Source organism: Nocardia sp. NPDC058666 (genome assembly GCF_042714895.1).
GTDB lineage: Bacteria > Actinomycetota > Actinomycetes > Mycobacteriales > Mycobacteriaceae > Nocardia.
The window spans coordinates 38,545-45,467 of the sequence record NZ_JBHXRY010000014.1; the positions used below are offsets into that span (position 1 = coordinate 38,545).

The 6,923-nt window shown below is 66.8% G+C and carries 8 protein-coding genes; 5 read left to right on the forward strand and 3 right to left on the reverse strand.

The genetic code is table 11. The features are described 5' to 3' along the window. Positions 1 to 2: 2 nt before the first annotated feature. Positions 3 to 935: an alpha/beta fold hydrolase gene (locus ACFWVD_RS24235; RefSeq protein WP_379246435.1), complete on the reverse strand. Its 933-nt coding sequence runs from the start codon at positions 933 to 935 to the stop codon at positions 3 to 5. 85 nt (positions 936 to 1,020) lie between these two features. Between ACFWVD_RS24235 and ACFWVD_RS24240 the strand changes: the two genes are divergently transcribed. The 4 genes from ACFWVD_RS24240 to ACFWVD_RS24255 all read left to right on the forward strand — a co-directional run bounded on the left by ACFWVD_RS24240 (position 1,021) and on the right by ACFWVD_RS24255 (position 4,560). Next, complete coding sequence (locus ACFWVD_RS24240; RefSeq protein ID WP_379246437.1) at positions 1,021 to 1,596, forward strand: TetR/AcrR family transcriptional regulator; 576 nt, start codon at positions 1,021 to 1,023, stop codon at positions 1,594 to 1,596. A 35-nt stretch (positions 1,597 to 1,631) separates the two neighbouring features. Then, positions 1,632 to 2,291, forward strand: a complete 660-nt coding sequence (locus ACFWVD_RS24245; RefSeq protein ID WP_379246439.1) for a TetR family transcriptional regulator — start codon at positions 1,632 to 1,634, stop codon at positions 2,289 to 2,291. A 169-nt stretch (positions 2,292 to 2,460) separates the two neighbouring features. Continuing rightward, the gene (locus ACFWVD_RS24250) at positions 2,461 to 3,618 is read left to right on the forward strand and encodes an acyl-CoA dehydrogenase (RefSeq protein ID WP_379246441.1); all 1,158 of its coding nucleotides are present in this window, start codon (positions 2,461 to 2,463) and stop codon (positions 3,616 to 3,618) included. Between the two features lie 375 nt (positions 3,619 to 3,993). Next, entirely contained in the window at positions 3,994 to 4,560 is a 567-nt protein-coding gene (locus ACFWVD_RS24255) for a hypothetical protein (protein WP_379246443.1), read from the forward strand. A gap of 1 nt (position 4,561) precedes the next feature. On the opposite strand, the gene ACFWVD_RS24260 is transcribed toward ACFWVD_RS24255, so the two are convergent. Next, entirely contained in the window at positions 4,562 to 4,846 is a 285-nt protein-coding gene (locus ACFWVD_RS24260; RefSeq protein WP_379246445.1) for a GNAT family N-acetyltransferase, read from the reverse strand. Positions 4,847 to 4,865: 19 nt separating this feature from the next. Further along, positions 4,866 to 6,239: an FAD-binding oxidoreductase gene (locus ACFWVD_RS24265; protein WP_379246447.1), complete on the reverse strand. Its 1,374-nt coding sequence runs from the start codon at positions 6,237 to 6,239 to the stop codon at positions 4,866 to 4,868. Between the two features lie 350 nt (positions 6,240 to 6,589). On the opposite strand from ACFWVD_RS24265, the gene ACFWVD_RS24270 reads away from it, so the two are divergent. After that, positions 6,590 to 6,898, forward strand: a complete 309-nt coding sequence (locus ACFWVD_RS24270) for a hypothetical protein (protein ID WP_379246449.1) — start codon at positions 6,590 to 6,592, stop codon at positions 6,896 to 6,898. The last annotated feature ends 25 nt before the right edge of the window (positions 6,899 to 6,923 follow it).

Sequence of the window (6,923 nt, forward strand, 5' to 3'; positions counted from 1 at the left end):
TTTCACGGTGTCAGGAACTCGACGAGGGTGGTGACGACCGCGTCGGGCCGGTCGACCTGGACGAAATGGGATGTGCGGTCAACGCGCACCATTCGTACGGACGGCAGGCGCTCTGTGAGTGCGTCGGCCACCCGCGGCGACACGATCGGGTCGGGTTCGGTGCCGTAGACGGCGAGCAGCGGAACCGGGAAACTGTCGAGGTCGGCGAGCGTGCGGCCGAGAGCAGCCAGGTCGGCGGGGCGAAGGCCGTCGCGTAGGTGCCTGACGAAGGCCCGTGAGCCATCGGGGCTCGCCAGCGCCGATCCGTACTCGCCCGCCTCTTCCAGCGACTTCACCGTCTCGTCGAAATAATGCGTTCGGTGGTGCGCCCATCGGTACGGCTGTCGTCGGATGTAAGCCGCGAGTCCGGCTGCGACACCGGGCACCGCCAGCACGGCGGCGAGCGCGCGGTGTTTGACCTCCGGCAACAGTGGCGAATGCAGGACCACTACCTTCCGAAACGAGTCGGTGGCGTCCAGCGCGCGATGCATCACGGGCAAACCGCCGAGCGAATTTCCCACCACCGCACAGCCTTTGATGCCCAGCGCATCCTGGAACTCGCCCAGCCAATCACTGATCTCGGCGCAACGATACGTCGCATCCGGGGGAGCTTCGCTGCCGCCGCAACCGGGTAGATCGACCGCTACGACCCGAAAGTGTTCGGCGAGTTCGGATATCACGTATCGCCATGAGTAGGACGTGGTCATCAGCCCGTGGACGAGCAGCAAGGGCGGCCCGGTTCCGCTGGTGCGGTAGCGAATTCGAATCCGTCCGTACCTGGCGGAGTCCATCGGCAGGTCCATCGCGGGTAGCTGGAAGAACGAATGTGAACGAGCGGGCCGGGCGGGCAGATCCCGAAAGCGCGCTTGGCGAAAGGGGGTGGGCTGGACGGCCATCGAAGGCTCCGATCCTCTGCTATCGTTCGTTCGAACGAACGAGACAACGATAGCGCGATTCGAGTCGCCGAGGGAAGCGAGACCCATGTCACAATCGGAGCCCACTCGGGACCGCATCATCGGTGCGGTCGTGCGTATCATGGGTGCCGACGGCGCGGCAGCGGTCACCAATCGGCGCATCGCCACCGAGGCCGGCATTTCGCTGGGCACCCTCACCTACCACTTCGCCAACCAGCGTGACCTGGTCGAAGCCGGCATGGCGGCCTTCGTCGCCGAGGAAACCGTCAAGTTCACCCAGCTCGCCGACCGCGCCGCCGCAGGCGAGCTCGACCTCGCCCAGGCCGGTGAGATCCTCGGCGGCATCGTCACCGACACAGGCTTCGGCGGCGACCACATCGCATGGTTCGAACTCTTCGTCCAGGCCGCCAGATACCCGGCCCTTCATGCCGCGACCACCGAATTCTTCGACACCTACGACCGGCTCGCGGTTTCGATCCTGCGCGCCCTCGGTGTCGCCGATGCCGAATCGGCGGCCCCACTGGCAGTCGCGACGTTGGTCGGCCTCCAGCTTCGTCGTCTCGCGGGCGGTGGGTCGCCCGACCAGGTCGTCGCGGGCATGACAGAACTGGTCGCCGGCTTCGCAGGGCGGCCGACTGCCTGATCCGCGCCGAAGACCGGTGACTACGGTTGACCCCCGTGGCACATGATGACGCGGCGCAGTTTCGGCTTACGGTGGTTGATCAGGCGTTGCGGTTGTTCGCTGAGCGGGGGTATGAGGCGACGACGGTGGATGAGATCGCGGTGGCGGCGGGGATTTCTCGGCGGACGTTTTTTCGGCAGTTCCGGTCGAAAGAGGATGTGATCTTCGCGGATCACGAGTTCCAGTTGGCGTCGGCGGAGGAGTTTCTGGCCGGGGTGCAGGGGGATGCGTGGGATGCGGTGTGTGAGGCCGTGATCGGGGTGTTCGAGCGGTTCACGCAGTGGCGCGAGATTTCGGTGCGGCGGTATCAGGTGGTGCGGCGGGTGCCCGCGTTGCGGGAGCGGGAGATCGTCACGGTGTTTCGGTATGAGCGGTTGTTCACCGAGTTCCTGCGCGGGCGGTTGCCCGAGGTGCCCGACCTCGCGCGCGTGCAGTTCACGGCGGCGGTGACCGCTACGCACAACTATTTGTTGCGTCGGATGGTGCGGGGTGAGTCCGGTGCCACGGTGGCGGATCTGCGTGCGGAGCTGGATCTGATTCCGCGTGGCAGGCGGGCGCAGACCGAGCCCGAGCAGCTGGTGGTCGCGGTGTTCCCGCGCGACATGCCGCCGCGCAAGGTGGCCGATCTGCTCACCGCCCGCCTCGGTAGCCTGTGAAGGCAACCCGAGCCGCGACGCTCGACGGTGACACTGAGTGCCATGGGTATATCCGCATGTAGCGGCAAAGTGCCGCGCGTATAATCCTCGATAGACTGGCACTGCGTGCCGACGCAAGACGCGCTGTGAGCCCGCAGCGATCACGACCACGACCAGGAGTGTGCCCCCGATGGCCGGTAACCCCGATTTCGACCTGTTCAAGCTCGAGGACTTCCACGACGAGCTGCGCGGCGCGATCCGTGGCCTCGCGGAGAAGGAAATCGCTCCGTACGCCAAGGACGTCGACGGCAACTCCCGCTTCCCGGAAGAGGCGCTGACCGCGCTGAACGCCGCGGGCTTCAACGCCGTGCACGTGCCAGAGGCCTACGGCGGCCAGGGCGCGGACTCGGTCGCCACTTGTATCGTGATCGAGGAAGTCGCCCGCATCTGTGGCTCCTCCTCGCTGATCCCCGCCGTGAACAAGCTCGGCACCATGGGCCTGATCCTCAACGGCTCCGAAGAGCTCAAGACCAAGGTCCTGGCCGACATCGTCAACGGCGAGATGGCCTCCTACGCGCTGTCCGAGCGTGAGGCGGGCTCCGACGCCGCCGCCATGCGCACCCGCGCCAAGGCCGACGGCGACGACTGGATCCTCAACGGCTCCAAGTGCTGGATCACCAACGGCGGCAAGTCTTCCTGGTACACCGTGATGGCCGTGACCGATGCCGACAAGGGCGCCAACGGCATCTCCTCGTTCATGGTCCACAAGGACGACGAGGGCTTCGTGGTCGGCCCGCTCGAGCACAAGCTGGGCATCAAGGGTTCGCCGACGGCCGAGCTGTACTTCGAGAACTGCCGCATCCCCGGCGACCGCATCGTCGGCGAGCCCGGCACCGGTTTCAAGACCGCCCTGCAGACCCTCGACCACACCCGCCCCACCATCGGCGCGCAGGCCGTCGGCCTGGCCCAGGGTGCCCTGGACGCCGCGATCGCCTACACCAAGGATCGCAAGCAGTTCGGCAAGACCATCGCCAGCTTCCAGAACACCGAGTTCATGCTGGCCGACATGGCCATGAAGATCGAGGCCGCCCGCCTGATGGTCTACACCTCCGCGGCCCGCGCCGAGCGCGGCGAGAAGAACCTCGGCTTCATCTCCGCCGCCGCCAAGTGCTTCGCTTCCGACGTGGCCATGGAGGTCACCACCAACGCCGTCCAGCTCTTCGGCGGCGCCGGCTACACCACCGACTTCCCGGTCGAGCGCATGATGCGCGACGCCAAGATCACCCAGATCTACGAAGGCACCAACCAGATCCAGCGCCTGGTGATGGCCCGCAACATCCTGCGCTGATCTCCACCGCAACACCCGTTTTTCGCGGCCCCTCGAAGTCTTCTTCGAGGGGCCGCCCCCGTTCTCGGGTCGAACCGTGCGTCGGCCTTCCGGGCCGGGCAGCGAAACTTGGGCCCGGCGAAACTGGGCTGCTGACGTCGATTATTCGGGAATCTTTGGTAGATGGCATGACTCGGCGCGAGGGGCCGCAATCGTGGGTCGGGACCACTAGCGTGATCGGCCGAGTGGCCCGGAGATGCTGGGCCGTGAGGTGGTTCGAGGATGACGGTGGTTTCCGCGGTGCGTCGTGGTTGGGGCGCGGTGGTGCTGGTTGGGGTACTGCTAGCCGGTGCGGGGTGTGCGCAGGAGCGGCCTGCGATTGTCGCGTTGAAATCGTTGCCGCGGCTGGTGGAGTATCCGGCGGGGTATGAGATGCCGAGCAAGCCGGAGAGTATTTCCGCGGATCAGCCGGGTACGGCGGTGCCGCTCACGTTCACCGATGACAGTTGTCGGTCGCTGATCGAGAATCCGGTGGGGGCCGGGGCGAAGGAGTCGGTGACCTCCGGAACCAACCCGGCGGTGTTTCTCGTGCAGATCGTCGAGTCCGATCTGGCGGTGGCCGAGTTGACCACGCTCGCGCAGCGGTGTGCCGATGTCGAGGCGCGCACCAGTACCGGCAACACGTTGCGCATGAAAGTGACGGCGATCGAGCCGCCGAAAACCGTTGCCACGGAAAGCGTTGCGATTCGAACGGCCGGAACTCAGGAGACGCGTGTCGGCGACGCACCGCCGAAGCAGACCCAGATCGGCCAGCAGCGCTACGTCGCCCGCGTCGGCAAATACGTCGTCTCGGCGCTGGCGATCCTGCCCCCGATGCCCGAGGAGGGCTTGGCCGCCGAGATCGGTGTGTTGGGCACTGTCTTCCAGATCGCGGTCGATCGACTGACGCGGGAAACGCGGTGAATTACGCGACGAGTCCGGCGTATTCGGGGTGCTCGACGATGTACTTCTCGACGTACCAGCAGGTGGGGATGATCTTGTAGCCGTGTTCGCGGGAGTCGTCGAGGCCGTATTTCACGACCTCCGCCGCCACGCCGCGGCCCCGGAATTCGGGGAAGGTCATGGTGTGGTGGAAGTCGCGGACCTTGGGGTCCTCGCGTTCGGCGTAGTCGGCGTATCCCGCGAGGACGTCGTCGTGGTAGATCTCGTAGCGGGTGTCGGCGACGTTGTGCTCGAGCCTGGTGGTCATAGTTCGGATGCTAGTCGCGCTACAGGACTGCGCCGGGGTTGAGGATGCCTTCGGGGTCCAGCGCGTCCTTGATGCGGCGGGTCAGGGCCATGACGTCGGGGCCGACCTGGTCGGGTAGCCAGGCCTTTTTCAGGCGGCCGACGCCGTGTTCGCCGGTGATGGTGCCGCCCAGCGCGATGGCCAGGTCCATGATCTCGCCGAAGGCGCGGTGGGCGCGCGCGGTGTTGTCGGGGTCGGTGGGGTCGTGCACGATCAGCGGGTGGGTGTTGCCGTCGCCCGCGTGGGCGATGACCGACACGAGCACGTCGTTGCGTTCGCCGATGGCGGCCACGCCGGCGATCAGGTCGCCAAGACGCGGCAGTGGCACGCCGACGTCTTCGAGCAGCAGCGGCCCGATCTTCTCCACGGCGGGGATCGCGAAACGTCGTGCGGCGGTGAAGGCTTCACCTTCGGTGGGGTCGGCGGTGTGGAAAACCTCTGTCGCCCCGGCCTTCTCGCACAGCTCGACCATCACCTCGGCTTCGTGCCCGGCGAATTCACCCGGTGCATCAGAGCGCGCGACCAGCAGCGCGGCGGCGGTGCGATCCAACCCCATGCGCATCTCGTCCTCGACCGCGTTGATCGCCACGGTGTCCATGAATTCGAGCATGGCGGGGCGCAGCGTCGAGGTGATCGCCAGGATGGCGTCGGTGGCCGCGGCCAGTGAACCGAAACTCGCGACGACGGTCGACTGCGGCGGTTGCGCGGGCAGCAGTCGCAGGGTGAGTTCGGTGATCACGCCGAGCGTGCCCTCACTGCCCACGAACAGTTTGGTCAGCGACAACCCGGCCGAATCCTTCAGCCGCGGCCCACCCAGCCGCACCACGGTCCCGTCGGCCAACACCACCTCCATGCCGAGCACGTAATCGGTGGTCACGCCATATTTCACGCAGCACAGCCCGCCCGCGTTGGTCGCGGCATTGCCGCCGATCGAGCAGATCTCGAACGACGACGGATCCGGCGGATACCACAGCCCTTCCGCCGCCACGGCCCGCTTCACCTCCGCGTTGAGCAGCCCTGGTTGCACCACCGCGATCCGCGTCACCGGGTCGACGCTGATCTCACGCATCAACTCGGTACTGAGCACGATCCCGCCGTCCACCGCGGTGGCCCCACCCGACAACCCCGTCCCGGCCCCCCGCGGCACCACCGGCACCCGATGCGCCGCCGCCCACCGCACCGTCGCCGCCACATCGGCAGTACTCCGCGCCCGCACCACCGCCACCGGCATCCCCGCATCGGGATCGCGCGCCCAATCCTGCCGATACCCCGCCAACAGATCGGGATCGACGACCACCGCCCCGTCCGACACAACGGAAACCAACGAATCCAGGTCAACACCGCGCGCGCTCACCCATCCACGCTAACCCGCCCACCCCCGCCCCCGTGGGCACTCTGCGCTGGTCATTTGATCACCACGCTCTCAGCGTGGAAATTCGGCCGAAATACCTCCGTGAGCGCGTGGTGATCAATCGACCAGATGTGATGTGTGTCCGAACAAGGGAATTTGCGCATCACTGTGATCTGGCGCGCCTGGGTGGTGTATACGGCGTCCAATCCGTAACAATGCCCGTACGTGGTGGGTTCGATGGTGAATTAGGCCGCCGCTCAGCGTGTTTCGAGTTCCGCTCCACGGTGCGTGTATCACGCACCGGTCATGCGACGTCGTTGCGCCGCACCATGTTTCGCGAGGAGGGACCGTTGATGACACAGCCGCAGGATCGTAGAGAGATGGTCGGCGCCCTGTTGGCCGCCGAGCTCGCCGACGCGGGGATCGACGCCGACGCGATGGGTCGGGTGTACTCCGGCGTGCACGACGAGTGGCTGGACGCGTTGGAAGCGACCGGGATGTTCGGGGTGCGCGCGATCGCCGCGATCGCCGAGAGCTGGGCGGCGGACCCTCGGGTGCTGCGCGACGCGCTGCTGGTCGAGGCCGACGAGTTCACCCGCCGGCGTTGTCTGTCGGCTTGGACGTCGTTCGAGACCCGGCCGATCGCCGCGGTCGGCCGCTGACGGTCCCCGGCGGTCACTGCCAGTC